The organism is Streptomyces sp. NPDC015345 (assembly GCF_043078805.1).
Taxonomy (GTDB): Bacteria; Actinomycetota; Actinomycetes; order Streptomycetales; family Streptomycetaceae; genus Streptomyces.
In genome coordinates this window covers 276,419-303,013 of the sequence record NZ_JBIBTX010000001.1, presented here as the reverse complement: position 1 = coordinate 303,013, position 26,595 = coordinate 276,419, and the positions used below count along the sequence as shown (strand labels likewise).

General features: G+C 71.7%; 22 protein-coding genes. 12 read left to right on the top strand and 10 right to left on the bottom strand.

Annotation, left to right across the window (positions count from 1 at the left end; all coding sequences use genetic code 11):
- Positions 1 to 32: 32 nt before the first annotated feature.
- Together ACF062_RS01425 and lgt are read left to right on the top strand one after the other, a co-directional pair.
- Entirely contained in the window at positions 33 to 812 is a 780-nt protein-coding gene (locus tag ACF062_RS01425) for a DsbA family protein (RefSeq protein ID WP_392134232.1), read from the top strand.
- A gap of 78 nt (positions 813 to 890) precedes the next feature.
- Complete coding sequence (gene lgt / locus ACF062_RS01420; RefSeq protein ID WP_392134229.1) at positions 891 to 1,838, top strand: prolipoprotein diacylglyceryl transferase; 948 nt, start codon at positions 891 to 893, stop codon at positions 1,836 to 1,838.
- A 37-nt stretch (positions 1,839 to 1,875) separates the two neighbouring features.
- Here lgt and ACF062_RS01415 read toward each other — a convergent pair whose 3' ends face one another.
- From ACF062_RS01415 to ACF062_RS01385, 7 genes are read right to left on the bottom strand one after another with little or no spacing between them, the layout of a single operon-like run.
- Positions 1,876 to 2,718 carry an HpcH/HpaI aldolase/citrate lyase family protein gene (locus ACF062_RS01415; RefSeq protein ID WP_392134227.1) on the bottom strand — a complete coding sequence of 281 codons (843 nt, stop codon included), beginning with the start codon at positions 2,716 to 2,718 and terminating at the stop codon, positions 1,876 to 1,878.
- Positions 2,715 to 3,923 carry a CaiB/BaiF CoA transferase family protein gene (locus tag ACF062_RS01410; protein WP_392134224.1) on the bottom strand — a complete coding sequence of 403 codons (1,209 nt, stop codon included), beginning with the start codon at positions 3,921 to 3,923 and terminating at the stop codon, positions 2,715 to 2,717. Before ACF062_RS01410 ends, ACF062_RS01415 begins: the two co-directional genes overlap by 4 nt.
- Positions 3,920 to 4,834, bottom strand: a complete 915-nt coding sequence (gene rbsK, locus ACF062_RS01405) for a ribokinase (protein WP_392134221.1) — start codon at positions 4,832 to 4,834, stop codon at positions 3,920 to 3,922. The genes ACF062_RS01410 and rbsK overlap by 4 nt, the downstream gene beginning before the upstream one ends.
- Positions 4,831 to 6,153 carry an ADP-ribosylglycohydrolase family protein gene (locus ACF062_RS01400; RefSeq protein WP_392134218.1) on the bottom strand — a complete coding sequence of 441 codons (1,323 nt, stop codon included), beginning with the start codon at positions 6,151 to 6,153 and terminating at the stop codon, positions 4,831 to 4,833. Before ACF062_RS01400 ends, rbsK begins: the two co-directional genes overlap by 4 nt.
- Positions 6,150 to 7,352, bottom strand: a complete 1,203-nt coding sequence (locus ACF062_RS01395) for an ADP-ribosylglycohydrolase family protein (RefSeq protein ID WP_392134215.1) — start codon at positions 7,350 to 7,352, stop codon at positions 6,150 to 6,152. The genes ACF062_RS01400 and ACF062_RS01395 overlap by 4 nt, the downstream gene beginning before the upstream one ends.
- Positions 7,297 to 8,616, bottom strand: a complete 1,320-nt coding sequence (locus tag ACF062_RS01390; RefSeq protein ID WP_392136406.1) for an ADP-ribosylglycohydrolase family protein — start codon at positions 8,614 to 8,616, stop codon at positions 7,297 to 7,299. Before ACF062_RS01390 ends, ACF062_RS01395 begins: the two co-directional genes overlap by 56 nt.
- Before the next feature lie 38 nt (positions 8,617 to 8,654).
- The gene (locus ACF062_RS01385; protein WP_392134213.1) at positions 8,655 to 9,662 is read right to left on the bottom strand and encodes an ADP-ribosylglycohydrolase family protein; all 1,008 of its coding nucleotides are present in this window, start codon (positions 9,660 to 9,662) and stop codon (positions 8,655 to 8,657) included.
- 247 nt (positions 9,663 to 9,909) lie between these two features.
- Here ACF062_RS01385 and ACF062_RS01380 point away from each other — a divergent pair, with 247 nt between their 5' ends.
- From ACF062_RS01380 to ACF062_RS01355, 6 genes are all read left to right on the top strand, one after another.
- Positions 9,910 to 10,641 carry a VIT1/CCC1 transporter family protein gene (locus ACF062_RS01380; RefSeq protein ID WP_392134210.1) on the top strand — a complete coding sequence of 244 codons (732 nt, stop codon included), beginning with the start codon at positions 9,910 to 9,912 and terminating at the stop codon, positions 10,639 to 10,641.
- Between the two features lie 308 nt (positions 10,642 to 10,949).
- A complete protein-coding gene (gene gltB / locus ACF062_RS01375) occupies positions 10,950 to 15,518 on the top strand; it encodes a glutamate synthase large subunit (protein WP_392134207.1) in 4,569 nt (1,522 codons plus the stop codon).
- Positions 15,511 to 16,971 (top strand): glutamate synthase subunit beta, encoded by a 1,461-nt coding sequence (locus ACF062_RS01370; RefSeq protein ID WP_223774078.1) that lies wholly within the window; start codon positions 15,511 to 15,513, stop codon positions 16,969 to 16,971. Before gltB ends, ACF062_RS01370 begins: the two co-directional genes overlap by 8 nt.
- A 296-nt stretch (positions 16,972 to 17,267) precedes the next feature.
- Positions 17,268 to 18,569, top strand: a complete 1,302-nt coding sequence (locus ACF062_RS01365) for a sugar ABC transporter substrate-binding protein (RefSeq protein WP_392134203.1) — start codon at positions 17,268 to 17,270, stop codon at positions 18,567 to 18,569.
- Positions 18,570 to 18,623: 54 nt separating this feature from the next.
- Positions 18,624 to 19,637 carry a carbohydrate ABC transporter permease gene (locus ACF062_RS01360; RefSeq protein ID WP_392134201.1) on the top strand — a complete coding sequence of 338 codons (1,014 nt, stop codon included), beginning with the start codon at positions 18,624 to 18,626 and terminating at the stop codon, positions 19,635 to 19,637.
- Positions 19,634 to 20,476: a carbohydrate ABC transporter permease gene (locus tag ACF062_RS01355; protein ID WP_392134198.1), complete on the top strand. Its 843-nt coding sequence runs from the start codon at positions 19,634 to 19,636 to the stop codon at positions 20,474 to 20,476. The genes ACF062_RS01360 and ACF062_RS01355 overlap by 4 nt, the downstream gene beginning before the upstream one ends.
- Here the strand turns inward: ACF062_RS01355 and ACF062_RS01350 are convergent.
- A complete protein-coding gene (locus ACF062_RS01350) occupies positions 20,466 to 20,684 on the bottom strand; it encodes a hypothetical protein (RefSeq protein WP_392134196.1) in 219 nt (72 codons plus the stop codon). The two genes, ACF062_RS01355 and ACF062_RS01350, sit on opposite strands and share 11 nt — an antisense overlap.
- 78 nt (positions 20,685 to 20,762) lie before the next feature.
- A complete protein-coding gene (locus ACF062_RS01345; protein WP_392134193.1) occupies positions 20,763 to 21,509 on the bottom strand; it encodes an SDR family NAD(P)-dependent oxidoreductase in 747 nt (248 codons plus the stop codon).
- A gap of 137 nt (positions 21,510 to 21,646) precedes the next feature.
- On the opposite strand from ACF062_RS01345, the gene ACF062_RS01340 reads away from it, so the two are divergent.
- Positions 21,647 to 22,384 carry a VWA domain-containing protein gene (locus tag ACF062_RS01340; RefSeq protein ID WP_392134191.1) on the top strand — a complete coding sequence of 246 codons (738 nt, stop codon included), beginning with the start codon at positions 21,647 to 21,649 and terminating at the stop codon, positions 22,382 to 22,384.
- On the opposite strand, the gene ACF062_RS01335 is transcribed toward ACF062_RS01340, so the two are convergent.
- The gene (locus tag ACF062_RS01335; protein ID WP_392134187.1) at positions 22,381 to 23,313 is read right to left on the bottom strand and encodes a tyrosine-protein phosphatase; all 933 of its coding nucleotides are present in this window, start codon (positions 23,311 to 23,313) and stop codon (positions 22,381 to 22,383) included. The two genes, ACF062_RS01340 and ACF062_RS01335, sit on opposite strands and share 4 nt — an antisense overlap.
- 329 nt (positions 23,314 to 23,642) lie before the next feature.
- Here ACF062_RS01335 and ACF062_RS01330 point away from each other — a divergent pair, with 329 nt between their 5' ends.
- The 3 genes from ACF062_RS01330 (at position 23,643) to ACF062_RS01320 (ending at position 26,595) form a co-directional block, all read left to right on the top strand.
- Positions 23,643 to 23,846 (top strand): cold-shock protein, encoded by a 204-nt coding sequence (locus tag ACF062_RS01330; protein WP_030362889.1) that lies wholly within the window; start codon positions 23,643 to 23,645, stop codon positions 23,844 to 23,846.
- A 163-nt stretch (positions 23,847 to 24,009) separates the two neighbouring features.
- Positions 24,010 to 25,629, top strand: coding sequence for a DEAD/DEAH box helicase (locus tag ACF062_RS01325; RefSeq protein ID WP_392134184.1), 1,620 nt, complete (start codon positions 24,010 to 24,012; stop codon positions 25,627 to 25,629).
- A 114-nt stretch (positions 25,630 to 25,743) separates the two neighbouring features.
- Complete coding sequence (locus ACF062_RS01320) at positions 25,744 to 26,595, top strand: pentapeptide repeat-containing protein (RefSeq protein WP_392134181.1); 852 nt, start codon at positions 25,744 to 25,746, stop codon at positions 26,593 to 26,595.

Here is a 26,595-nt window from a genome sequence, read left to right as displayed (position 1 = left end):
ACGCTGGTGCCTCCCCGGTTCGTTGGCGGGGTGTGAGTGAGAAGAACCGTGAGGCAAAGCGATCGGCCCGTGAGCGGCTGACGGAAGAGCGAGAGCGACAGAAGGCCCGCGACAAGCGGCGCCGGGCGCTGATCGTGGGCGCCGCGGTGGTCGGCGTCCTCGGCCTCGCCGCCGTCGTGGGGCTGCTCGCCGCCAATGCCGGCGACGACGAGAAGGACACATCGGGGCCCGTGGTCGTCCCCAAGGGGGCGACCGGTGAGGACGAGCTGACGCTCCCGCTCGGCAAGGCGGACGCCAAGTCGACCCTCATCATCTGGGAGGACTTCCGCTGCCCGGCCTGCAAGGGCTTCGAGGACGCCTTCCGTTCCACGATCCACGACCTCGCCGACAAGGGCGAGCTGAAGGTGGAGTACCACCTGGCCACGCTCATCGACGGGAACATGGGCGGCAGCGGCTCCCTGCGCGCGGCCAACGCCGCGGCGTGCGCCCAGGACGCCGGCAAGTTCCCGGCGTACCACGACGTGCTCTTCAAGAACCAGCCCGCCGAGACCGACGACGCCTTCGGCAAGAACGAGAAACTGATCGACCTCGCCGGTCAGGTCGACGGTCTCGTCACGGACTCCTTCAAGAAGTGCGTCGAGGACGGCAGGCACGACAGTTGGGTCGTCCGGTCGAACAAGGCCTTCGAGGACGCGAAGCTCCAGGGCACCCCGACCGTGCTGCTCAACGGCAAGAGCATCTTCGGCGACCAGAAGAACCCGCTCACCCAGCAGAAGCTGCGGCAGATGGTGCGGGACGCCAACAAGGGCTGAGGCGCAGGCGCCCGTTATGGACCCGTAGCCGGGCTGGTTGCCGCCCCCGCCGCCCGGCACGGTAGCGTCGGACGTGCCATGGACCTTGCCTTCATTCCCAGCCCGTCCCGCGGAGTGGTCGAACTCGGACCCATTCCGCTGCGCGGCTACGCGTTCTGCATCATCATCGGCGTCTTCGTGGCCGTCTGGCTCGGCAACAAACGGTGGATCGCCCGCGGGGGCCGCTCCGGCACCGTGGCCGACATCGCCGTGTGGGCCGTGCCGTTCGGCCTCGTCGGCGGGCGTCTCTACCACGTGATCACGGACTACCAGCTGTACTTCAGCGAGGGCCGTGACTGGGTCGACGCCTTCAAGATCTGGGAAGGCGGCCTCGGCATCTGGGGCGCGATCGCGCTCGGCGCGGTCGGCGCGTGGATCGGCTGCCGCCGCCGGGGCATCCCGCTGCCGGCCTGGGCCGACGCGCTGGCCCCCGGCATCGCCCTCGCCCAGGCCATCGGCCGCTGGGGCAACTGGTTCAACCAGGAGCTGTACGGCAGGCCCACCGACGTGCCGTGGGCGCTGAAGATCACCTCGGCGGAGGACGGCCGGGTCCCCGGCACGTACCACCCCACCTTCCTGTACGAGTCCCTGTGGTGCGTCGGCGTCGCCCTCCTCGTCATCTGGGCCGACCGCCGCTTCAAGCTCGGGCACGGCCGGGCGTTCGCGCTGTACGTCGCCTCGTACTGCGCGGGGCGCGGCTGGATCGAGTACATGCGGGTCGACGACGCGCACCACCTGCTCGGCCTGCGCCTCAACGTATGGACCGCGATCGTGGTCTTCGTGCTGGCCGTCGTCTACCTCGTGGTGTCGGCGAAGAAGCGTCCCGGGCGCGAGGAGATCGTGGAACCCGATGACTCCGGCGCGGTGGCCTCCGGCGGGGGCGACGGGGACGGTGACGGCGGTTCCGTGCAGCTCACCAAGGGGGAGAAGGCCCCCGCGTCCAAGGCCGAGTCCGGGTCCGGGTCCGGGTCCGCCGAGAAGAGCTGAGGCCAAGGCCTTCTGGGCGCTTCCGGGCGTACGTCGACTAGCGCGGGCGTCGCGCCAGGGACAGGATCCGTCGCGCGCCCTCCACCACCGCCCGGTCGACGAAGCGGCCGTCCGGCAGGGCGAGGGCCCCCTCGTCCGTCGTCGCCGCCTTGGTGATCTCCTCCGCTTGTTCGATCTCCTCGGCGGTGGGGAGATAGGCCCGTTCGATCACCGGGAGCTGGCGGGGGTGGATCGCCGCGCGGCCGAGGAAGCCGAGGGCGCGGCCCCGGGCGCAGGACGCCGCCAGGCCTTCGAGGTCGCGGATGTCCGGGTGGACGGACTGGCCGGGCGGGGCGAGGCCCGCGGCGCGGGCCGCCACCACCACGCGGGAGCGCGCCCAGTCCAGGCCCGCGTCCTCCCGTACGCCGAGGTCCGCGCGGAGGTCCGCCTCGCCGAGGGAGAGGCCGTGCAGCGCCGGGTGCGCGGTGGCGATGGCGAAGGCGTGCTCCACGCCGAGCGCGGACTCCACGAGGGCGTGCAGGCTGGGGGAGCCGCCGTCGGCGGGGACCGCGCGTTCCGCGACGCGGATGACGTCGGCGCGGGAGGTGACCTTGGGCAGGCGCAGCCCCGCGACGCCGGGGAGCGGGGCGATCGCGCGGAGGTCGGCGTCGGCGAGGGGGGTGCCCAGCGCGTTCACGCGGACGTGGACGGGGACGGGCGGCGGATGGGGATCCGAGAGGAGTTCCGCCGTGGCGGACCGCGCGTACTCCTTGCGGCCGGGGGCGACCGCGTCCTCCAGGTCGACGATCACCACGTCGGCGCCCGCGCGCAGGGCCCTGGCCACCACCTCGGGCCGGTCCCCTGGGGCGTAGAGCCAGGTCAGGGGGTGGGCGGCGGTCATAGGGCGCCCTCCTTGCGCAGCGTCGTGATCTCCCGTTCCGTCAGGCCGAGTTCGGCCAGGACCGCGTCCGTGTCGGCGCCGTGCGGGCGGCCCGCCCAGCTGATCGCGCCGGGGGTCTCGGAGAGGCGGAAGAGCACGTTCTGCATGCGGAGCGGGCCGAGTTCCGGGTCCTCGACCGTGGTGAGCGTGTCCAGGGCGGCGTACTGCGGGTCCGTCATGACGTCGCGTACGTCCTGGATGGGGGCGATCGCCGCCTCCGCCTTCTCGAAGGCCTCGATCACCTCGGCGCGGGTGTGACGGGCGATCCAGCCGCCGACCGCCTCGTCGAGGACGTCGGCGTGGGCGGCCCGCTCCGTGCCCGAGGCGAACCACGGCTCGGCGATCAGCTCCGGGCGGCCGACCAGGCGCAGCACGCGCTCCGCGATGGACTGCGCCGAGGTGGAGACGGCGACCCAGCGGCCGTCGGCGGTGCGGTAGGTGTTGCGGGGCGCGTTGTTCGTGGAGCGGTTGCCGGCCCGGGGCTGGACGAAGCCCAGCTGGTCGTACCAGAGCGGCTGGGGGCCGAGGACCGTGAGGATCGGTTCGATGATCGCCATGTCCACCACCTGCCCGCGTCCCGTGCGCTCACGTGCCGCGAGGGCGGTCAGCACCGCGTACGCCGTCGCCAGGCCCGCGATCGAGTCGGCCAGGCCGAAGGGCGGCAGCGTCGGGGGCCCGCCGGGCTCGCCGGTGACCGCGGCGAAACCGCTCATCGCCTCGGCGAGCGTGCCGAAGCCGGGGCGGCGCGCGTACGGGCCGAACTGGCCGAAGCCCGTGACGCGGGTCAAAACCAGGCGGGGGTTGGCCTCGCTCAGCTCCTGCCAGCCGAGGTCCCACTTCTCCAGGGTGCCGGGGCGGAAGTTCTCCACGATCACGTCGGCGGTGGCGCCGAGGCGCAGCAGGGTCTCGCGGCCGCCGGGCGTGGAGAGGTCCAGCGTCATCGTGCGCTTGTTGCGGCCGAGCAGCTTCCACCACAGGCCGACGCCGTCCTTCGACGGGCCGTGGCCGCGGGATGGGTCGGGGCGGCTCGGGTGCTCGACCTTGATGACCTCCGCGCCGAAGTCGCCGAGCATCGTGGCGGCGAGGGGGCCGGCGAAGAGGGTGGCCAGGTCGAGGACGCGGAGGCCGGTGAGGGGCGGGGTCGTGGGCGGCTTCGCGTGTGTCATGAGGGGGTGCCGTTCGCCTGGGCGTCGATTTCCTTGCGGCAGGGCATGGAGGCGGAGGCCCCCGGGCGCTGCACGGAGAGCGCGGCCGCCGACGACGCCCAGTGGAGGGCCTCCGGCACGGGCCTGCCCTCGGCGAGCGCCACGGCGAGGGCCCCGGCGAAGGTGTCGCCCGCGCCGGTCGTGTCGACCGCCGTGACCCGTGGCGCGGGCACCGTCACCGGTTCGGCGCCGCGCGCCGCGTACAGGCTGCCCTCGGCGCCGAGGGTGATGACGACCTCGGGGACCTGGGCCAGGAGCGAGCGGGCGGCGGCCCGCGGGTCGTCCGCGATGCCGGTGAGCGCGGCGGCCTCGTGTTCGTTGGGCAGCAACAGGTCGGTGGCGGCGAGGAGTTCGTCGGGGAGCGGCTGGGCGGGGGCCGGGGTGAGGACCGTGCGCACCCCGTGGCGGCGGGCGGCCCGCGCGGCGGTGAGGACGCCCTTGAGCGGGATCTCCAGTTGCAGGAGCAGGGTGTCGGCGGAGGCGATCAGGGCCTCGTCGCCGGGGGTGAGGCCCTTGACGGTGCCGTTGGCGCCGGGGACGACGACGATCGCGTTGCCGCCCTCGTCGTCGACGACGATGTGCGCGGTGCCGGTCGGTGTCTCGACGCTGCGCAGCAGGTCCGTGTCGACCCCGGAGTGTTCGAGCGAGGAGCGCAACTGCGCGCCGAAGGTGTCGGCGCCGATCGCGCCGATCATCGAGACGGTGGCGCCGGCGCGGGCCGCGGCGACGGCCTGGTTGGCGCCTTTGCCGCCGGGGACCGTACGGAACTCGCGGCCCGTCACGGTCTCGCCGCGCCGCGGGGCCTTGGCGACGTACGCGACGAGGTCCATGTTGGCGCTGCCGAGGACGGCGATGTGGGGTGTCGGCGTCATGAGCGGTGTGCCTCCCGGGCGGTGAGTTCTGCGAGGGTGTCGAAGCCGATGCCGTCGAAGCCGGCCACGGACGTGGCGAGCCGGTTCTTGAGCGGCGCGGTCCAGCAGGCGGGCAGCGCGGCCGGGTGCCCGGCCAGCAGGCCCGCGATCGACCCGGCGGTCGCGCCGTTGGAGTCGGTGTCCCAGCCACCGGAGACGGCGCGGGTGATGGAGCCGGTGAAGTCGCCGTCGGCGTGGGTGAGGGCGGCGGCGATCAGGGCGGCGTTCGGGACGACGTGGACCCAGTGGCAGGCGGCGTGAACGGCGTGGAGCCGGTCCACCACGTCGTCGAACCGCCTTGTCGTGAGCGCGAGTCGGATGGCCTCGCGGACGGCGCGGGCCAGCCGGGAGTCCGGCGGGACGGCCGCGAGGCCCGTGCGCAGACACTGGTGGACGTCCGCGTTCCCGGCGGCGGCCGCGGCGATGGTGGCCGCCGCGAACACCGCTCCGTGGACGCCGTTCCCGGTGTGGGTCAGCGCCGCGTCGCGGTAGGCCTGCGCGGCGGCCGCCGCGGGCGCGCCGGGGTTGGTCCAGCCGTGCACATCGGCCCGGATGAGCGCGCCGATCCACTCGCGGAAGGGGTTGCGGTGGCCGGCGGTGTGCGGGGGTTCGATGCCGTGGAGGAGGTTGCGGTAGGCGACGCGCTCGGCGGTGAAGGTGCGCCCGGCCGGCAGCTCGTCCAGCCAGAGCCGCGCCACGTCCTCGGTGGTGAAGGACGTGCCGTGGCGCTGGAGGAGGACGAGGCCGAGCAGCGGGTAGTTGAGGTCGTCGTCCTCGGGCATGCCGTCGATGTTCTCGGCGAGGGAGGTCGCCGCCGAGCGCCTGTTCCACGGGTACGCCGCCTTGAGCGCGGGCGGGAGTCCTCGCTCCGTGAACCAGGTGGTCAGCGGCCAGTTGCCGGTCGCCCTGGCGATGCCGCGGATGCCGTCGAGGGGCAGCTTCTCCACCGGTTTGCCGAGGAGGCAGCCCGCGGCCCTGCCGAGCCAGGCGGCGTGCAGGCGGTCGCGGAGGTCGGCGGGGGCGGTCGGCGCGGGGCCGCGGGGTGCGGGCGGCGGCTGCGCGGGGGTGGCGGGCCCCAGCTCGTCCAGGAGCTGTTCGGCGAGGGCGCGGAGGCCGGGCGGGACGGGGGTGGGGGAGGCGCCCGCGCGCGGGGGTGCCGGGTGGCCGCCCGCCGCGAGCCAGCGGGCGCGGACGGAGGAGACGTCACGGCCCTCGTGCTCGGCCTGCCGGAGCTCGTGGCCGATGAGGTCCTCCGGCTGGACCCAGGTGAGGCGGATCACGGGGTGGCCGTCAGGGCGTGGAAGGCGGCTTCGTGGGCGCGGCGGCGCGCGACGTCCCTGGCGAAGATCTCCCGCGTGACCTCCGTCAGGGACCTCGCGGGGGCGTGCAGGTCGAGGCGGCTCGCTTCCGCCACCGTCTTCGCCCAGTCGCGCGGGATCGCCGCCTCGCCGTGCAGGGCGCCGACGATCGCGCCGCTCATCGTCGCGATGGAGTCGCAGTCGCGGCCGTAGTTGACGGCGCCGAGGACCGTGCGGCGGTAGTCGCCCTCACCGACCAGGAGCATGGCCAGGGCCACGGGCAGCTCCTCGATGGCGTGCAGGCGCGAGGGGCGGCGGGCGCCCAGGGACGGGGCGCGGTAGTCGGGGCCGACCGTGTCGAAGGGGGCGACGGCGGCGCGGACGGGGGCCAGGGCCGTCTCGAAGTCCCGGTGCCGCGCGGCGACTTCCGCCACCGCCTCGATCGCCGCCCGCGTGCCGTCCTTCGCCAGGGCGAGGCTCGCCTCGACCACCGAGTCCGGCGTGGCGCCGGGCGTGCAGGCGGCCGCCACCGCCGCCGCGAAGACGCCCGCCGCCTCGCGGCCGTACGAGGACTGGTGGGCGCCCGCGATGTCGAGGGCCTCGGCGTACGCGCCCTCCGGGTTCGCGGCGTTGACCAGGCCGACCGGCGCCATGTACATCGCGGCGCCGCAGTTGACGATGTTGCCGCTGCCCGCCTCGCGCGGGTCGACGTGGCCGTAGTGGAGGCGGGCGACGAGCCACTTCTCGGCGAGGAAGAGCCGGTGCAGGGGGAGGGTCTCGGCCGCCAGCTCCGGGATCCAGCGCGGCGTCGTCATGAGGTCCGGCACGAGGTGGTCGGCGATGGCGTACGCGTCGAGGTGGTCGCGGACGGTGCCGTAGACCCGTACGAGCGCGTGGGTCAGCAAGGTGTCGTCGGTGACGTGGCCGTCGCCCTTGTGGTACGGCGCGATGGGGCGGGCGGTGCGCCACGCGTCGCCGTTCCAGGGGCCGACGATGCCCTGGACACGGCCGCCGTGCCGCTCGGCGATCTGCTCGGGCGCGTACCCCTCGACGGGGCCGCCGAGGGCGTCGCCGACGGCCGCTCCGACGAGGCTGCCGGTGATGCGGTCCGCCAGACCGGCCGTACTACTTGTGGGCCTGTTCGTGGGACTTGTTCGGCCTGTGAGGCTTGTGGGCTTCATGCCGGAATTGTCCATCGCCTCTGCCTTGTTCGGCTGGAATGGCCAGGCCCGTATGTGCCAGGTGCCCGGCGAGTTCCACCAGGTCGGTGCCGGCGAGGCGGGGCAGCGTGCAGCCGGAGAGCGTCCGGCAGGTCTCGCGCCATGCCTCGGGAATCGCCGCCGCCGTGCCGTACGTGCCGGTCAGCGCCCCGGCGAGGGCGGGCGCCGAGTCCGCGACCCGGGAAAGGCACGCGGCGGCGGGCACGGCCTCGCAGATGCGGCCGCGTGCGGCGGTGGCCAGGGCGAGGGCCACCGGGACGGTCTCGGCGGCGGCGATGCCGTAGCTGTACACGTGGTCGACGATCTGGTGTTCAAGGAGCGGTACGAGATCGAAGGCGCACCCGGCGTCGCGGGCGAGCTTCACTGCGTGCCGGGCGTTGCGGCCGATCTCGGTGTGCTCGGGGAGCTGGGCGAGCGCGGCGTCCACCGCCTGCTCCACGTCCGCGCCGCCGAGGGCGGCCGCGATCGCCGAGGCCATCGCGCGGGCGCCGTGCGTGCCGTCACCGTCCTGGGTGTAGCGGGCGTCGAACTCCGCGAGGGCGGCGGCCCGTTCGGGGTCGCCGGGGTGGACCAGGGCGAGCACGCAGGCGCGTACGCAGGCGGCATCGTCGAAGAAGTGCGGGTTGTCGTGGCCGGTGGCGGGTGGACGCAGCCCCGCGGCGAGGTTTCCGAGGCCCGCGCGGACGGAGATCCGGGCGCGCAGGGGGAGCACGGCGGACTCCACCTCGGGGGCGCGGGCCGCCGCCTCCGCCACTTCGGCGGCGAGCGTCGACCAGGCGAGGTCCAGCGCCGCCCGTACCCTGCGGTCCGGGGGCAGCCCGGGGTCCAGGGTTCCGTCGGCGGCGCGGAGCAGCGACTCCGCGGTGAACGCCGCCCATTCGGCGTCGTCCGAGGGGCCGAGCCGCAGGGGTTCGGGGGGCTGGTTCAGGGCGATGGGGACGGGCAGGGTGGTCGTGGCGTTCTGCTCGGCGAAGGTGTCCAGCTCGCGGGTGAGGCGGCGGGTCCACTCGGGCATGCGGGCGGCCCGGTGCCGGGCGGCGGGCCACCCGGCGGCGTCGCCCGCGGCCAGGCCCAACAGCAATCCCTCGATGCGGGGTGCTTGAGCCGGGCTTCTGTTGTGTGCGGCTTGGGCCGGGCTTTCGTTACGTGCGGCTTGGGCCGGGCTTTCGTCGCGTGCGGCTTGAGCCGGGCCTTCGTGTACGTCCGTTCGGCCGGTCACCGGCATGGTCGGCACAGCGGCGACAGCGCTGGGCCCGTCGGCGCTCACGACCCCTCCCCGTCAGGGATCAGCAGCTCCGCCACGTCCAGTACGTGATGCCCCCGCATCGAGGGCAGGCAGCTGCCCCGCGCGGGCCCGATGGCCAGGGCCCAGGGCTCGGGGATCGAAGAGACGCCGCACGTCGCCCCGGCGAGCGCGCCCGCGACCGCCGCGGTCGTATCCGCGTCACGGCCCATGTTCACCGCCGAGAGCACCGCGCAGCGGAAGTCGCCGCGTGCCGCCGCGTACGCCCCGAAGGCGAGGCCCACCGCCTCCGGGGCGAGGTCGGTCCAGGGGTAGCCGCCGATGACCACCGCGGAGCGGACCGCGCGTTCGCCGCGATGGGCGGCGATGACCGCCCGCCGCAGCGACCGTGACGTCCAGCAGTCGTCCGGGATGACGGAGAGAGCCGCCGTCACGACGGCATCCACCCGCGCGCCCGCCATCGCCGCCGCGACACCCGCCGCGACCGCCTGGCCGCCGTAGATGCCCTCGCCGTCATGGCTGACCGAGCCGTCGATCGCGATGAGGCGGGCCGCCTCGTCGGGGCGCCCCGCGGCGAAGACGCCGAACGGCGCGGCCCGCATCGCGAGGCCGTCGCTCCATGCGTGCCGGTGCTGCGCCGAGATGGGGGCGGCGAGGCCGCGCCGCAGGTTCTCCAGCGTGCCGCGCTCGCTGAAGCCCGCGCCCCGGAAGGGGCCCTCGTCCAGGTCGGCGATCCACTGGTGCCAGGCGGACTCGACGTGCGCGACGGTCAGGGCCGAGCCGTGCCGGGCGAGGAGCAACCCCGAGAAGATGGCGTACTCCGTGTCGTCCGTGCCGGCCGGGTGTTCGGCGACGTACCCGGTGATGCGGCCCCAACGGGCCCGGATCTCGGACGGTTTCATGTTCTCCGCGGGCGCGCCGAGCGCGTCGCCGACCGCCAGGCCGAGCAGCGCGCCGCGCGCCCGTTCGCGGAGGCCGGCGGCGTCGCCGGGCGTCGGGACCGAGGGAACGCATGCGATGGATGCCATGCCGTGCCTCCCTGTTGCGCGGACCGCTGGACGCGGTGCTTGGTGCATCCCTGCCACGCGGGGTGCTCACACGAGCATGCCGGGGCTCAGATCACCCCTTCGCGCTTCCACTCCGACGGGGTGCGAAGGGCCTCGCGAGACCCCCGCCGAGGCGCGTTTGCGCAGGTAAGTACGGCCTTCCTTGCTGGCGAGAGATTTTTTTCGCGCGTACTTTGGACATTGTCCAAGCATTGAGGGGGTCCATACCATGGCGATCATCGAGACCGAAGCGGCACTGCACGAGGCGCACCGCGACAACCACACCCACCGGGACGTCAACGGCGGCTGGCTGCGTCCGGCCGTGTTCGGCGCGATGGATGGGCTCGTGTCCAACCTGGCGCTGATGACGGGTGTCGCGGGCGGCTCGGTCGCGCAGCAGACCATTGTCATCACCGGCCTCGCGGGGCTCGCCGCGGGCGCCTTCTCCATGGCGGCCGGTGAGTACACCTCCGTCGCCTCGCAGCGCGAGCTCGTCCAGGCCGAACTGGACGTCGAGCGCCGGGAGTTGCGCAAGCACCCCATGGACGAGGAGCGCGAGCTCGCCGCGCTGTACGCCTCGCGCGGGGTCGAGCCGGAGCTGGCCCGCGAGGTCGCCCGTCAGCTCTCCAGGGACCCCGAGCAGGCCCTGGAGATCCACGCCCGTGAGGAACTCGGCATCGACCCGGGCGACCTGCCGTCGCCGACCGTCGCCGCGGTCTCCTCCTTCGGCGCGTTCGCGCTGGGCGCCCTGCTGCCCGTACTGCCGTATCTGCTCGGCGCCACCGTGCTGTGGCCCGCCGTGCTGCTCGCGCTCATCGGGCTCTTCGCCTGCGGCGCGGTGGTCGCCAAGGTGACCGCGCGGTCCTGGTGGTTCAGCGGTCTGCGGCAGCTCGCGCTCGGCGGGGCGGCGGCCGGTGTGACGTACGCCCTGGGCGGTCTGTTCGGTACCGCCGTAGGATAAGGCCGTGCAGGCCTATGCGGGACCTTGCATAAATAGCCGTTACTCGACGGTTTCGGATCGATTGCCACAGGGCATGAGCCGTAAGCGCTGCGGGCAATGAGGCTCGCGGCGCTCTGGGCCTTCGGCCATGGATCTGTCCGTAAAGGTCCCCCGTGAACCGCTCCCCACCTCTTTGAGCGGTGTCCACATGATGGAATGAGCTATCCGCTTTTCGAGAAGCGTTCCATCATGTAACCTGCACGAAATTTCGCCAGGGCCAACGTCGTCCCTTGCCACATGTAGTTGCCTCGACGACGACGGGAGTGCCGATGCGTACCCACGCCTGGTCGCCCATGGACGGTCGCCCCGCCCCCCAGGGGATGTACGACCCCCGTAACGAACACGACGCCTGCGGTGTCGGATTCGTGGCCACCCTCACCGGTGTTGCCAGCCATGACCTGGTGGAACAGGCGCTGACGGTACTGCGCAACCTCGAACACCGCGGCGCCACCGGCTCCGAGCCCGACTCCGGTGACGGCGCCGGAATCCTGCTCCAGGTGCCCGACGCCTTCCTGCGCGAGGTGGCCGGATTCGAACTGCCCGCGGCCGGCGGCTACGCCGTCGGCATCGCCTTCCTGCCGGTCGACACCGCCGGCACCACCGACGCCGCCGTCTCACAGATCGAGACGATCGCCTCCGAGGAGGGCCTGACCGTCCTCGGCTGGCGCGACGTGCCCGTCGCCCCCGAGCTGCTGGGTGCCACCGCCCGCTCGACGATGCCGGTGTTCCGGCAGGTCTTCGTCGCCGACGGCGAGAGCACCGGCCTGGAGCTGGACCGCAAGGCGTTCATGCTGCGCAAGCGCGCCGAGCGCGAGGCCGGGACGTACTTCCCCTCGCTCTCCGCCCGCACCATCGTCTACAAGGGCATGCTGACCACCGGCCAGCTGGAGCCGTTCTTCCCCGACCTGTCCGACCGCCGCTTCGCCACGGCGATCGCGCTCGTCCACTCCCGCTTCTCGACGAACACGTTCCCGAGCTGGCCGCTCGCACACCCGTACCGCTTCGTCGCGCACAACGGCGAGATCAACACCGTCAAGGGCAACCGCAACTGGATGCGCGCCCGTGAGTCGCAGCTCGCCTCGGACCTCTTCGGCGCCGAGAAGCTGGACCGGATCTTCCCGATCTGCACGCCGGACGCCTCCGACTCCGCCTCCTTCGACGAGGTCCTGGAACTCCTGCACCTCGGCGGCCGCTCGCTGCCGCACTCCGTGCTGATGATGATCCCGGAGGCCTGGGAGAACCACGCCTCCATGGACCCGGCCCGGCGCGCCTTCTACCAGTACCACTCCACGCAGATGGAGCCCTGGGACGGCCCGGCCTGCGTCACCTTCACCGACGGCACCCAGGTCGGCGCGGTCCTCGACCGCAACGGCCTGCGCCCCGGCCGCTACTGGGTCACCGACGACGGCCTCGTCGTCCTCGGCTCCGAGGTCGGCGTCCTCGACATCGACCCCGCGAAGGTCGTCCGCAAGGGCCGCCTCCAGCCCGGCCGGATGTTCCTCGTCGACACCGCCGAGCACCGCATCGTCGAGGACGACGAGATCAAGGCCGCCCTCGCCGCCGAGAAGCCGTACCAGGAGTGGCTGGAGACCGGCGAGATCGAGCTCTCCGACCTGCCCGAGCGCGAGCACATCGTGCACACGCACGCCTCCGTCACGCGCCGCCAGCAGACCTTCGGCTACACCGAGGAAGAGCTGCGGATCATCCTCGCGCCGATGGCCAAGACCGGCGGCGAGCCGCTCGGCTCCATGGGCACCGACACCCCGATCGCGGCCCTGTCCGAGCGCCCGCGCCTCATCTTCGACTACTTCACGCAGCTGTTCGCGCAGGTCACCAACCCGCCGCTGGACGCCATCCGCGAGGAGCTCGTCACCTCGCTGCACAGCAGCCTGGGCCCCCAGGGCAACCTCCTTGAGCCGACGGCCGCCTCCTGTCGCAGCGTCACCCTGCCCTTCCCGGTGATCGACAACGACGAGCTGGCCAAGCTCATCCACATCAACGCCGACGGCGACATGCCCGGCATGAAGGCCGCGACGCTCTCCGGCCTCTACCGCGTCGGCGGTGGCGGCGACGCGCTCGCCGCCCGCATCGACGAGATCTGCGCCGAGGCCGACGCCGCCATCGAGGCCGGCGCCCGCCTGATCGTGCTCTCCGACCGGCACTCCGACGCCGAGCACGCGCCGATCCCCTCGCTGCTGCTCACCTCGGCCGTCCACCACCACCTCATCCGCACCAAGCAGCGCACCCAGGTGGGCCTGCTCGTCGAGGCGGGCGACGTGCGCGAGGTCCACCACGTGGCCCTCCTCATCGGCTACGGCGCCGCGGCCGTCAACCCCTACCTCGCGATGGAGTCCGTCGAGGACCTCGTCCGCGCAGGGACGTTCCTGCCCGGCATCGAGCCCGAGCAGGCCATCCGCAACCTCATCTACGCCCTCGGCAAGGGCGTCCTGAAGGTCATGTCCAAGATGGGCATCTCCACCGTCGCCTCCTACCGCGGCGCCCAGGTCTTCGAGGCCATCGGTCTCGACCAGGCCTTCGTGGAGCGGTACTTCAGCGGTACGACGACGAAGATCGGCGGCGCCGGTCTCGACGTCATCGCCCAGGAGGTCGCCGCCCGCCACGCCAAGGCCTACCCGGCCTCCGGCGTCCCCTCGGCGCACCGCGCGCTCGACATAGGGGGCGAGTACCAGTGGCGCCGCGAGGGCGAGCCGCACCTGTTCGACCCCGAGACGGTCTTCCGCCTCCAGCACTCCACGCGCAGCCGCCGCTACGACATCTTCAAGCAGTACACGGGCCGTGTGAACGAGCAGTCCGAGCGGCTCATGACCCTGCGCGGCCTCTTCGGCTTCAAGTCCGACCGGCCCTCGATCTCCATCGACGAGGTCGAGCCGGCCTCCGAGATCGTCAAGCGGTTCTCGACCGGCGCCATGTCGTACGGCTCCATCTCCAAGGAGGCGCACGAGACCCTCGCCATCGCCATGAACCAGCTGGGCGGCAAGTCCAACACCGGTGAGGGCGGCGAGGACGCGGACCGCCTGTACGACCCGGCGCGCCGTTCCTCCATCAAGCAGGTCGCCTCCGGCCGCTTCGGTGTGACCAGCGAATACCTGGTCAACGCCGACGACATCCAGATCAAGATGGCCCAGGGCGCCAAGCCCGGCGAGGGCGGCCAGCTGCCCGGCCACAAGGTCTACCCGTGGGTCGCCAAGACGCGTCACTCGACGCCGGGCGTCGGCCTCATCTCGCCGCCGCCGCACCACGACATCTACTCCATCGAGGACCTCGCCCAGCTCATCCACGACCTCAAGAACGCCAACCCGGCGGCCCGCATCCACGTGAAGCTGGTCTCCGAGGTCGGTGTCGGCACGGTCGCCGCCGGTGTCTCCAAGGCCCACGCGGACGTCGTCCTCATCTCCGGCCACGACGGCGGCACGGGCGCCTCGCCGCTGACCTCGCTCAAGCACGCGGGCGGCCCCTGGGAGCTGGGCCTCGCCGAGACCCAGCAGACGCTGCTGCTCAACGGCCTGCGCGACCGCATCGTCGTACAGACCGACGGCCAGCTGAAGACCGGCCGCGACGTCATCATCGCCGCGCTGCTCGGCGCCGAGGAGTTCGGTTTCGCGACCGCGCCGCTCGTCGTCTCCGGCTGCGTCATGATGCGCGTCTGCCACCTGGACACCTGTCCCGTGGGCATCGCCACGCAGAACCCGGCGCTGCGCGAGCGGTTCTCCGGCAAGGCCGAGTACGTCGTGAACTTCTTCGAGTTCATCGCCGAGGAGGTCCGCGAGCTCCTCGCCGAGCTGGGCTTCCGCTCCATCGAGGAAGCCGTCGGCCACGCCGAACTCCTCGACACCGAGAAGGCCGTCAAGCACTGGAAGGCGCAGGGCCTGGACCTGGAGCCGCTCTTCCACGTGCCCGCGCTGCCCGCCGGAGCCGTGCGCCACCAGGTCACCGTCCAGGACCACGGCCTGGAGAAGGCGCTCGACAACGAGCTGATCAAGCTCTCCGCCGACGCGCTCGCCGCCTCCAGCGTGACCGACGCGCAGCCCGTGCGCGCCCAGGTCGCCATCCGCAACATCAACCGCACGGTCGGCACCATGCTCGGCCACGAGGTGACGAAGAAGTTCGGCGGCGCGGGCCTGCCCGACGACACCATCGACATCACCTTCACCGGTTCGGCGGGCCAGTCGTTCGGCGCCTTCGTGCCGCGCGGTGTCACCCTGCGCCTCGAAGGCGACGCCAACGACTACGTGGGCAAGGGCCTGTCCGGCGGCCGCATCATCGTCCGCCCGGACCGCGGCGCCGACCACCTCGCCGAGTACTCGACCATCGCGGGCAACACGATCGCGTACGGCGCGACCGGCGGCGAGCTGTTCCTGCGCGGCCGCACCGGCGAGCGCTTCTGCGTCCGCAACTCCGGCGCGACCGTGGTCTCCGAGGGCGTGGGCGACCACGGCTGCGAGTACATGACCGGCGGCCACGCCGTCGTCCTCGGCGAGACCGGGCGCAACTTCGCGGCCGGCATGTCGGGCGGCATCGCGTACGTCATCGACCTGGACCGCGACAACGTGAACGCGGGCAACCTCGGCGCCGTCGAGGAGCTGTCCGACTCCGACACGCAGTGGCTGCACGACGTGGTGCGCCGCCACCAGGAGGAGACGGGCTCGACCGTCGCCGAGAAGCTGCTCGCCGAGTGGGACGTGGCGGTGGCGCGCTTCAGCAAGATCATCCCCAGCACGTACAAGGCAGTGCTCGCCGCCAAGGACGCCGCCGAGCGAGCCGGTCTCTCCGAGACCGAGATCACCGAGAAGATGATGGAGGCGGCGACCAATGGCTGATCCCAAGGGCTTTTTGAACCACGGCCGCGAGGTCGCCAAGACCCGCCCGGTCGGCGAGCGCGTCCGCGACTGGAACGAGGTCTACGTTCCCGGTTCGCTCCTCCCGATCATCTCCAAGCAGGCCTCGCGCTGCATGGACTGCGGCATCCCGTTCTGCCACAACGGCTGTCCGCTCGGAAACCTCATCCCCGAGTGGAACGACTACGCCTACCGCGAGGACTGGCAGGCCGCGCAGGAGCGGCTGCACGCCACCAACAACTTCCCGGAGTTCACGGGCCGCCTGTGCCCGGCCCCGTGCGAGTCGGCGTGCGTCCTCGGCATCAACCAGCCGGCCGTCACCATCAAGAACGTCGAGGTCTCCATCATCGACAAGGCGTGGGAGACCGGTGACGTGGCGCCCCAGGCGCCCGAGCGGCTGTCCGGCAAGACGGTCGCGGTCATCGGCTCGGGCCCGGCGGGCCTCGCCGCCGCCCAGCAGCTGACCCGCGCCGGTCACACCGTCGCCGTCTACGAGCGCGCCGACCGCATCGGCGGCCTGCTCCGCTACGGCATCCCCGAGTTCAAGATGGAGAAGCGGCACATCAACCGCCGCATCGAGCAGATGCGCGCGGAGGGCACCAAGTTCCGCACCGGCGTGGAGATCGGCCGGGACATCGACGCGATGAAGCTGCGCAAGCGGTACGACGCCGTCGTCATCGCCGCCGGTGCCACCATCTCCCGCGACCTGCCCGTCCCGGGTCGCGACCTGAACGGCATCCACTTCGCCATGGAGTACCTGCCGCTCGCCAACAAGGTGCAGGAGGGCGACTTCGTGGCGCCCCCCATCACCGCCGAGGGCAAGCACGTCGTCGTCATCGGCGGCGGCGACACCGGCGCGGACTGCGTGGGCACCGCCCACCGCCAGGGCGCGGCCTCGGTCACCCAGCTGGAGATCATGCCGAAGCCGGGCGAGGACCGGGCGCCGCACCAGCCGTGGCCGACCTTCCCGATGCTGTACAAGGTGACCTCCGCGCACGAGGAGGGCGGCGAGCGGGTCTACTCCGTCTCGACCACGCACTTCGAGGGCGACGAGGACGGCAACGTCCAGTTCCTGCACCTCGTCGAGGTGGAGTTCATCGACGGCAAGCTGACCCAGAAGCCGGGCACCGAGCGCAAGATCCCCGCGCAGCTGGTCACCCTCGCGATGGGCTTCACCGGCACGGACCGCGAGAACGGCCTGGTGGACCAGTTCGCCCTGGAGCTCGACGAGCGAGGCAACATCGCGCGCGACGCCGACTTCCAGACCAACGTCCCCGGCGTCTTCGTCGCCGGTGACGCGGGCCGCGGCCAGTCGCTCATCGTCTGGGCGATCGCCGAGGGCCGCTCGGCGGCGCGCGGAGTCGACCGCTTCCTCACCGGCGCGAGCGACCTCCCGGCGCCGATCCGCCCGACGGACCGCGCCCTGACGGTCTGACCCCGCCCCCTCCGTACGGCGCTTGCCGTACGACCCCTCATACGTCCCGTACAACGACGTACGGAACTGAAGCGGCGCCCGCCTCGTCCCCGACCGGACCTGGGCGGGCGCCGTGGCGTGTGCGGAGGCGCCTCTCCCCGATACCCCTGCGTTGCAAGTGACGCAATGCTATGAGCGTATGTTGCGTCACTCGCAACCGTCATTACGGTTCGGCCGCTTATACCAATGGGTCTAGACCGCCTCGGTCCGGTGTGACCACAATCGCTCCCACCAATCGGAACCTGGAGGGGGCCGGCATGAAGCGACGGGTCATCGCGGCTGTTGCTGTCGCCATGAGTCTCGGACTGACCGCCACGGCATGCGGCGGCGACGACGGTGACGACGGCGGCAAGGCCACCGACGGCAAGGGCAAGACCCTCACCGTATGGATCATGGAGGGGACCAACCCCGACGCGCGGCCCTTCTTCAAGGAGGCCGGGGAGGCCTTCGAGAAGAAGACCGGCGCCAAGATCAAGGTCGAGTACCAGCAGTGGGCCACCGCCCAGAAGAAGTTCACCACCGCCATCGAGGGCGGCCCCGACCAGGTGCCGGACGTGGCCGAGGTCGGCACGACCTGGGTGCCGCAGTTCGCCGAGACCGACGCGCTCGTCGACGTCACCGACGAGGTGAAGAAGTCGGGCCTCGGCGACGACCTGGTCGAGGGCCTGAAGGACGCGGGCACGCTCGACGGCAAGCAGTACGGCATGCCCTGGTACGCAGGCGTCCGCTCGCTCGTCTACCGCAAGGACCTCTTCGCCAAGCACGACATCAAGCCCCCGACCACGTGGCAGGAGCTGCGGACGGCCGCGAAGACGCTCAAGGAGAAGGAACCGAACCTGGTCGCCTTCCCGGTGGCGGGCGGCGCGGAGATGTTCGCCGCCCCCTTCGTCTGGGGCGCCGGCGGCGAACTGGCCACCGAGTCCGGCGGCTCGTGGAAGTCCGGCATCAACTCGCCCGAGGCCGTCAAGGGCATCGAGTTCTACACGGACCTCGCCACCAAGGACAAGGTCTCCCCGGCCAAGGTCAGCACCTGGACGGAGAAGGAGGTCGGCGAGGCCTGGAACAAGAGCGAGATCGGGATGTCCATCGGCGGCAACTGGACCCCGAAGGCGATCGTCGACAAGAACCCGTCCCTCAAGGGCAAGCTCGGCGCCGTGCCGCTCCCGGGCGAGAACGGCGGCATGAGCAAGTCCTTCCTCGGCGGCTCCTATCTGTCCACGTTCGACACGGACAAGAAGGAACTCGCCTGGGAGTTCGTGAAGATGCTGACCACCGGTGAGTTCGCCGCCAAGTGGGCCGAGCAGACGAACTACTTCCCCGGCCAGAACTCCGAGCTGGAGAAGATCGCGGCGAAGAAGGACCCGCTGGTCGAGCCGTTCGCCAAGCAGATGCTGGAGGCCGGCGCCACGGTCCCCAAGACCAAGGCGTACGGCGAGATCCAGGCCTCCAAGGTCATCCCGCGCATGGTCCAGTCGATCCTCACCGGCAAGGCGTCCGTCCAGGAAGCCGCGGACAAGGCAGCCGACGACATGGACGCGATCTTCGCCAAGGACAAGTGACCAGGGCGAGTTCGGCACCGTGAAAGGCACGACTGTGAAGGACGCGACGCGACTGTGAAGGACGCGACTGTCGTGAAGGACACGCTCGTCGGCGGCGGCGGACCGGAGGCACCGGTCCGCCGCGAGCCCCCCTCGCCCGACGGCGGCGCCGAGGCCGCCCGCCGCCGCAAGAAACTGATCACCCTCACCCGCCCCTGGCTCCTCCTCACCCCCTCCCTCCTCGTCCTCGCGGGACTCCTGCTCTGGCCGCTGATCCAGGTCGGCAAGCTCTCCCTCCAGGACTACGAGGTCAAGTTCGGCGGCGGCACCGGCACGTTCACCGGCTTCGACCACTACAGTGACCTGCTCGGCAGTGACCTGCTGTGGCAGACCGTCCTGCCCAACACCGTCTTCTTCGCCGTCGCCTGCGTCGGCCTGACCGTCGCCCTCGGCACGCTCGTGGCGCTGCTCCTCAACCGTCTCGGGCCGACCTGGCGACTGATCTGCTCGATCTCGATCCTCGCCGCCTGGGCCATGCCCGCGGTGACGGGAACGTACGTATGGATCTGGCTCTTCCAGCCGCAGGACGGCATGGTCAGCCAGCTCGCGGGCTCGATCGGCCTCATCGACCCCGAGACCACCAACTGGTTCACCGAACGCGGCCCGTTCTACGCCATCGCCACCCTCAACGTCATCCACCACGGCTTCCCGTTCGTCGCCATCACCGTCCTCGCGGGACTCATGACGATCCCCAAGGAGCTGTACGAGGCGGGAGAGCTGGACGGCGCGAACGCCTGGCAGCGGTTCTGGAACATCACGGTGCCGACGATCAAGCCCGTCTTCCTCGTGGTGACCATCCTCTCCACCATCTGGGACTTCAAGGTCTTCACCCAGATCTATCTGATGCCGGGCGGCGACGGCTCCAACCCGGAGGTCTACAACCTCGGCGTCTACTCCTACATCGAGGCCTTCGCCAAGAACGACTACGGCGCGGGCGCGGCGGCCGCGGTGCTGCTCACCGTGCTGCTCCTGATCATCACCGTCGTCTACATCCGTACGCTCTTCCGGCAAGGGGAGGAGGACCTGTGACCGCCCGCACCCGCTCCCGCACCACGCTCGCGGGCCGCATCGGCCTGCCGGTCGCCGTCGCCGCGCTCCTCGTCTTCACCCTCTTCCCCGTCTACTGGATGATCTCCACCGCCCTCGACCCGAAGGCGCTCACCCGCGGCTCGGACGTGCTGCCCAGCGGCCTCAGTCTCGAACACTTCGAATTCGTCTTCGACAAGGGCAACTTCGGTACGTACCTGCTGAACTCGGCGCTCGTCGGCCTCGCCACGATCGTCGCGGCCGGACTGCTCTCCCTCTTCGCCGCCATCGCGGTGGCACGCTTCAAGTTCCGCTTCCGCACCTCCGTACTGATCATGATCCTGATCGTGCAGATGGTGCCGCTGGAGGCCCTGGTCATCCCGCTCTTCATCCAGATGCGGGACTACGACATGCTCAACTCCCTGCTCGGCCTGAGCGTCGTCTACATCGCCCTCTCGCTGCCCTTCGCGATCTGGACGCTGCGCGGCTTCGTCGCCACCGTCCCGAAGGAGGTCGAGGAGGCCGCGTACATCGACGGGGCGTCCTGGCCGCGGATGTTCTGGTCGGTGCTGCTGCCGCTGGTCGCGCCGGGCCTCGTCGCCACCTCGATCTTCGCCTTCATCACGGCGTGGAACGAGTTCGTCTTCGCGTACACCTTCATGAAGGGCAGCGACAAGTACACGGCGGCCGTCGGCATCTACCAGTTCTTCGGGGAGAACTCGACGTCCTGGGGTCCGGTCATGGCCAGCTCCACCCTGGTCACGGTGCCGGTGATGGTCTTCTTCGTGATCGTGCACCGGAAGCTGGGCTCGGGCCTGGCGGCGGGCGCGGTCAAGGGCTGAGCCGGGGGCTCGTCGTCGGCCGGGGAGCCGGCTGCCGGTCGGTCTCCGCGTCGGCCGCCGAGTGGTCCTCGTCGTAGGGCCGCGGGCTCTGCGGCCGTCCGGGGCCGGCCCCGCCCGCGTCACCACCCGGGCCGTCAGCGAGGACGTACGCGGCCACGGTGACGACCGGGGCGACGGCGAGGAGCAGCAGCAGACGGGCACGGTCCATCCGCCCAAGATACGTGCGTCGCGCGGGCGTTCGCGCGGGCCTTCGAACCGCCGGGCGGGCGGTAGGGCCGGGGCGCCGTCACCCCGTCGTCGAGCCGCCGTCCACGGCGAACTCCGCGCCCGTGATGTACGACGACGCGTCCGACGCCAGGAACAGCACCACCTCGCCGACCTCCTCCGGGCGGCCCATCCTGCCGAGCGGCAGATGCGACCAGTCCCGCCCGGCGGAGGTCGCGGCGATCATCGGGGTGTCGACCGCCCCCGGATGCACCGAGTTGACCCGGACCCCGTACCGCGCGAGGTCCAGCGCCGAGGACCGGGTCAGGCCCCGCAGCCCGAACTTCGTCGAGCCGTACGCCGCGTGACCCGGGATGCCGACGAGCCCCGCCGTCGACGAGACGTTCACGATCGAACCCCCGCCCGCCTCCTTCAGCGCGGGCAGCACCGCCTGGATACCGAGGAACGGACCCAGCAGATTGACGCGGAGCAGCGCCTCGAAGTTCTCGTACGTCTCCTCCTCCACGGAGGCCGTGCGCCACAGCGCGGCGTTGTTCACCAGGGCGTCGAGCCGTCCGAAGGCATCGAGGGCGCGTGCCACGGCCGCCGCCCAGCCCCGCGCGTCCGTCACGTCATGGCGTACGAACTCCCCTTGCCCGCCCAGGGACGCGGCGACCTCGCGCCCCTCCTCCTCCCGTACGTCCGTGACCACGACCCGCGCCCCGGCCTCGGCGAACAGCCGTGCCTCCGCCGCGCCCTGCCCGCGTGCCGCCCCGGTGATCAGAACCGTCCTGCCGTCCAGCCCGTACGAGATCTCCCGTGAGCTCATGCCGCATGTGTCTAGCAGTCATACGTGCAAGGGAGAAGGGTTTCCGTACGCCCGGACGGAAGCCGGGAGCGGCGCGTACCCTCGGCCGCTGACGGGCCGGCACCGTGGCGGTCCCGCACGGAGGAACGGAGCGGCGCATGGGTCCCGCGATCAGTCTGCGCAAGGTGGAGGACTCGGCGCCCGCGCTGGTCAGCCTCTACAAGAGCGCCGGGGTGTCCTTGCGCAAGCACGGCCTGGAGGGTGCCCGGGCGGCGGTCTACCTTGTCGTCGACCACTCCGGATCCATGCGGCCGTACTACCGGGACGGCAGCGTCCAGGCCCTCGCCGACCGGGTGCTCGGCCTCTGCGCGCACCTCGACGACGACGGGAGGGTGCCCACCGTCTTCTTCTCCACGGACATCGACGCGGTGACGGAGATCGCACTCGATGACCACCGCGGCCGGATCGACGCCATCGTGGCCGGGCTCGGGCACATGGGGAAGACCAGCTACCACCTGGCGATGGACGCCGTCATCGACCACTACCTCGACCACGCCGCGCACGCCGACGGCTCCGTGACGCCCGCTCTGGTGATCTTCCAGACCGACGGCGGGCCGATCAGCAGGCTCGCCGCCGAGCGCTATCTGTGCAAGGCGGCGAAGCTGCCCCTGTTCTGGCAGTTCATCGGCTTCGGCGACCCGGCGAGCAAGCAGTTCGACTATCTGCGCAAGCTCGACGAACTCGCCGTGCCGGCCAAGCGCCCGGTCGACAACGCGGGCTTCTTCCACGCCGGGAACGACCCCTTGGCCGTGCCGGACGACGAGCTGTACGACCGGCTGGTGGGGGAGTTCCCCGCATGGCTCGCGGCGGCCCGGGCGGCCGGGATCGTGGCCTAGCCGACCATGCGGTGGCGTAGCTTCACGAGCGTGTCCGCGTCGAGGCCCAGCCCCTTGGTCAGATAGCCGCCCAGACCGCCGTACCGCCGCGCGGCCTCGTCGAGAGCCGTGTCCAGGTAGTCGGTCCGCACCTCCTGGAGCGGGATGATCAGGTCCGGGTTCCGCATCAGCCCGCCCTGCTCGAGCGCCTCGCGCACCTTCGCGTCGTGGGCGGACCGGTAGGTGTTGGAGGCCAGGTAGTCGCCCACGGCCGCCCTGTCCGGTACGCCGACCAGGCGCAGCAGCAGATACGTCGTCCAGCCGGTGCGGTCCTTGCCCGCGGTGCAGTGGTAGAGCAGCGGGGCGCGGCTGCCCGCGATGTCGCGCAGGGTGGCCGCGAACTGTGCGCGGTTGGCGGCGTCGGTGACGAACGTGCGGTAGACGTCCCGCATGAACGCGGCCGCCCTGCCGTCGCCCAGCATCTCCTCCTGCTTGACCGGGTCCTTGGAGCCGATCGCGGTGAGGAGCCGGGTGAACAGGCCGTTGTCGGTGATAGGGCGGGGGACGGGGGTGGCTCCGCCGGGCAGCCGGTCCGGCCCGTCGTACCGCACCTCGGCGGGCACCCGGAAATCGATGACCTTCGTCAGGCCGAGCCCGGAGAGCGTGGTGAGGTCAGCCTCGGTGAGCTTGCTCAGGGCGTCGGCGCGGAAGACCTGGCCCCGGCGGACGTGCTCCCCGTCGTAGGTCCGGTACCCGCCCACGTCGCGGACGTTGACGGCGCCCTGGAGGGGGATGTGGCGTGCGTTGTCGTACGCCGACGTCGCCGCCGGGCGGGACGGCCGGGGCGAGGCGGGTTCGGCGTGGGCCGCCCAGGCGGGCAGGGCGCCGAGGACGAGGGAGGAGATCGCGAGTCCAGCCGCCGTACGGGTGCGTGGGACGCTGACGCGCATCGGGCCGCCTTCCGGTCGGGAGTGATGGCGGTGGCGGTGCGGTGCCTGAACCAACCAAACGATTGTTCGGGGACCATAGCGAGGTCCTCGCCAAGGCGGAAGGGAGCGGGTGGCGCAGGTCTCCCCGGCCCGGGAACAACGACTCCGCCGGGCGTGTTAAAGTTGACGTGTTGCAGTTTTGGTACCCATGGACTTTATGTGCGCCTGACGGGAATGCTCCGAGGGCGCATTATTGTTTTTCCGGTTCTCTCCGGTATGGGGGTCATTGCAGCGCTGGAGATTGGCAATTCCGCGATTCTCCATTCACTGCCCCTGTTGAGGAGATTGACATGGCAACCGGCACCGTAAAGTGGTTCAACTCGGAAAAGGGCTTCGGCTTCATCGAGCAGGACGGCGGCGGCCCCGACGTCTTCGCCCACTACTCCAACATCGCGTCCTCGGGCTTCCGTGAGCTCCTCGAGGGCCAGAAGGTTTCCTTCGAGGTGACCCAGGGCCAGAAGGGCCTCCAGGCCGAGAACATCGTTCCTGCCTGATCGTCGCAGCGCGCGAACCTCACAGCCGAGGCCCGCACCGGAAGGTGCGGGCCTCGGCTTGCGCTGTCATCGGGCCCTACCGGGCCCAGAGCCGCACCCAGGCTCAGAGCCGCCCCCAGGCTCAGCGGTCCGGAAAGTCCAGCGACCAGGAAGGCATTACTGCATGAACCGCTCCGAACGCCCGGCACGACCCGCCCGCAAGCGGCCCGCGAACGCAGCCGGAAAGGGCAGGCCGACCGGCCAGGCGAAGGGCTCCGCACATTCCGCGAAGAAGCCCGGAAGCCGTAAGCCGAAGCCGGCGCAGGGCGGCGACTTCGCACTGCCCGAGAGCATCACGCCCGCGCTGCCCGCCGTCGAGGCCTTCGGCGACCTGGACATGCCCGAGGCCCTCCTGAAGACGCTGGCCGCCCAGGGCGTCACCGAGCCCTTCCCGATCCAGGCCGCGACCCTCCCGAACTCCCTCGCCGGACGCGACATCCTCGGCCGCGGCCGCACCGGCTCCGGCAAGACCCTCGCCTTCGGCCTCGCGCTCCTCGCCCGCACCGCCGGGCACCGCGCCGAGCCCAAGTCGCCGCTCGCCATGGTCCTCGTCCCCACCCGCGAGCTGGCCCAGCAGGTCACGGACTCCCTCACGCCGTACGCGACGTCGGTGAACCTCCGCATGGCCACCGTCGTCGGCGGCATGTCGATCACCCGGCAGTCCGGGACGCTGCGCCGCGGCGCCGAGGTCCTGGTCGCCACCCCCGGCCGCCTCAAGGACCTGATCGAGCGCGGCGACTGCGACCTCTCACAGGTGCGCGTCACGGTCCTCGACGAGGCCGACCAGATGGCCGACATGGGCTTCATGCCGCAGGTCACGGCGCTGCTCAAGCAGGTCGAGCAGGGCGGCCAGACCATGCTGTTCTCGGCGACGCTGGACAAGAACATCGACCGGCTCGTCCGGATGTTCCTGACCGACCCCGTCGTGCACTCCGTCGACCCGTCCGCGGGCGCGGTCACGACGATGGAGCACCACGTCCTCTACGTCGCCGACGAGACGGACAAGAAGGCCGTCGCCATGCGGATCGCGGCCCGCGAGGGCCGCGTGATCATGTTCCTGGACACCAAGCGCGCCGTCGACCGCTTCACCAAGCGGCTCCTCGCCAACGGCGTCCGCGCCTCCGGCCTGCACGGCGGCCGCTCGCAGCCGCAGCGCAACCGCACCCTGGACCAGTTCAAGACCGGCCAGGTCACCGCGTTGATCGCGACGAACGTGGCGGCGCGCGGCATCCACGTCGACGACCTCGACCTGGTCGTGAACATCGACCCGCCCGCCGACCACAAGGACTACCTCCACCGCGGCGGACGCACCGCCCGCGCCGGCGAGTCCGGCAGCGTCGTCACCCTCGTGCTCCCCGAGGAGAAGCGGGAGATGACGCGGCTGATGTCCGACGCCGAGATCAGCCCCCGCACGGCGCGGATCTCCTCCTCCGACGAGGAGCTGGTACGCATCACCGGCGCCCGGGAGCCCTCGGGCGTGCCGGTGGTCATCGAGACGCCGCAGCCCCAGCAGCCCGCCCAGACTTCGCAGCGCCGCCGACGGCCCCGCAGCGGCGGTGGTGGCGGTGGCGGCGGCGCGGCTGCCTCCGGCCAGGGCGGACAGCAGCGCAGGGTGCCCCGGCAGGGGCAGGGCGGTCAGTCCCGCGACGGTTCCGGTTCCGCCGGGGGCGGCGCCGGGGCCGGGCGCGCACGCCGCGGCCGCTCCGGTGGCGGTGCCCAGGGAGGCCGCCGCAGCGCCGCGTGACACCGCCGGGCAGGCCTGGGCCCCGTCCCCGGCCTGCCCACCCCCCGGTTCGGGCCGTAGCGCTGCCGGACAATGGTGAGCCGTACCGTACGACGTTCCAAAGGAGCCCGCCCGATGCCACCGGAGCGCGAACCCGTCGCGTTGCCCCTGCTCGAAGACGACCGCGCCGCCCTGCGCGCCGACTGCGGCGACTGCTTCGGACTCTGCTGCGTGGCCCTCGCCTTCTCCGCGTCCTCGGACTTCGCGCAGAACAAGGAGGCGGGCAAGCCGTGCGGCAACCTCCGGGCGGACTTCCGCTGCGGCATCCACCGCGAGCTGCGGGACAAGGGCTTCCGCGGCTGCACCGTGTACGACTGCTTCGGCGCGGGCCAGCACGTCTCGCAGCACACCTTCGGCGGCCGTGACTGGCGCGCGGATCCGGCCACCGCCCGGCAGATGTTCGAGGTCTTCCCCCTCATGCGGCAACTCCACGAACTCCTCTGGTACGTGACCGAGGCGCTGACCCTGCCGCAGACGAAGCCGATCCGCTCCGACCTGCGCACCTGCCTCGCCCGCACCGAGGAACTGACCCGGGGCGCCCCCGAGGCGATCACCGAGACCGACGTCGCGGCGCACCGCGAGGACGTCAACGTCCTCCTCCTGCGCACCAGTGAACTCGTACGCAAGGGTGTCGGCGGCAAGAAGAAGGACCGCAGGGGAGCGGACCTCTTCGGCGCACGGCTCAAGGGCGCCGACCTCAAGGGCGCCAACCTGCGCGGTGCCTGCCTCATCGCCGCCGACCTGCGCGGCGCCGACCTGAGGACCGCCGACCTGATCGGCGCCGACCTGCGCGACACGGACCTGCGGGGCGCCGACCTCACCGGCGCGCTCTTCCTCACGCAGACGCAGGTCAACGCGGCCAGGGGAGACGAGCGCACGAAGCTCCCGGACGCCCTCGCCCGCCCCGGCCACTGGTCCGCCTCATGA